The sequence below is a fragment of the Clostridium thermopalmarium DSM 5974 genome (assembly GCF_002995795.1).
GTDB lineage: Bacteria > Bacillota > Clostridia > Clostridiales > Clostridiaceae > Clostridium_H > Clostridium_H thermopalmarium.
This window is the reverse complement of sequence record NZ_PVXN01000072.1, coordinates 1-1,131: the sequence shown is the minus strand read 5'-3', so window position 1 is coordinate 1,131 and position 1,131 is coordinate 1. Positions and strand designations below refer to the sequence as shown.

Sequence of the window (1,131 nt, the reverse complement as noted above, 5' to 3'; positions counted from 1 at the left end):
CGACTATACCAGCTACCTTTATGACAGCTGTATGTACAACTTATATATTAATAGCACCAGAAGGATTTAAATTATCAATGAGCATAGGTCTTCCTGTAGGAATAGTTGCAGCAGTTGCAGCTATAACAGGATTCTTAGTAGCAGCTAAAAAGGTTACTGCGAGGGTAGCAGCAGAAGCATAATAAGCAGTGATTACTAAAATATAAATGCAAACTTTATAAATATTTAGACTGTTGACAAATAAATTTTGTCAGCAGTCTTTTTTTCGTACGCCAACATTTATTAAGCATTTCATGAATACATAAAAGCATTTTATGTACTTTTTTTGATTTTTAATGAATAACATGAAAAATATGTTATAAAATATAATATAATGTTAATATAATAAATTTTAGGAGGTATGGCGAATGGTATCATTTATAGTATGTATTATTGCTTTAGTAATCGGCTTCTTTGTTTATGGCAAGTTCGTTGAAAAGGTTTTCGGAGCGGATGACAGCATAGAAACTCCAGCAGTAAGGCTTGAAGACGGCGTTGACTTTGTTCCAATGCCAGAGTGGAAGATATTCTTAATTCAATTTTTAAATATAGCAGGACTTGGACCTATATTTGGAGCTATAGCAGGGGCTATGTGGGGACCAGCAGCTTTCTTATGGATTGTGTTTGGATGTATCTTCGCAGGAGGAGTACATGATTATTTCTCAGGAATGTTATCAGTAAGACATGACGGAGCTAGTATACCAGAAGTTGTTGGTATGTATTTAGGAAATGGCTTTAAACAATTTATGAGAGTGTTCTCAGTTATATTACTAGTTTTAACAGGAGTTGTATTTGTAAGTGGACCAGCAGGAATATTAAATGGACTAATACCTTCAGTTAGCACACAAACTTTCTTATATATTATATTTGCATACTATGTAATAGCAACTCTTGTACCAATAGACAAGCTTATAGGAAAGATTTATCCTCTATTTGGAATATGCTTGCTAATAATGTGCTTTGGAGTTGGAGGAGCTATAATACTTGGCGGATATGATATACCAGAAATACCAACTCATCTTTACAATATGCATGCTAAAGGATTACCATTATATCCAATGTTATTTATAACAATTGCTTGTGGAGCTATTT

At 33.3% G+C, this 1,131-nt stretch carries 1 protein-coding gene and 1 pseudogene; both read left to right on the top strand.

What is annotated here, in order from left to right; translation table 11 throughout:
- Positions 1-182, top strand: a pseudogene (locus CPAL_RS13640) (carbon starvation CstA family protein); the annotation flags it as partial.
- A 225-nt stretch (positions 183-407) separates the two neighbouring features.
- On the top strand, positions 408-1,131 hold a 724-nt coding region (locus CPAL_RS13635; RefSeq protein WP_146126594.1), incomplete at its 3' end, for a carbon starvation CstA family protein.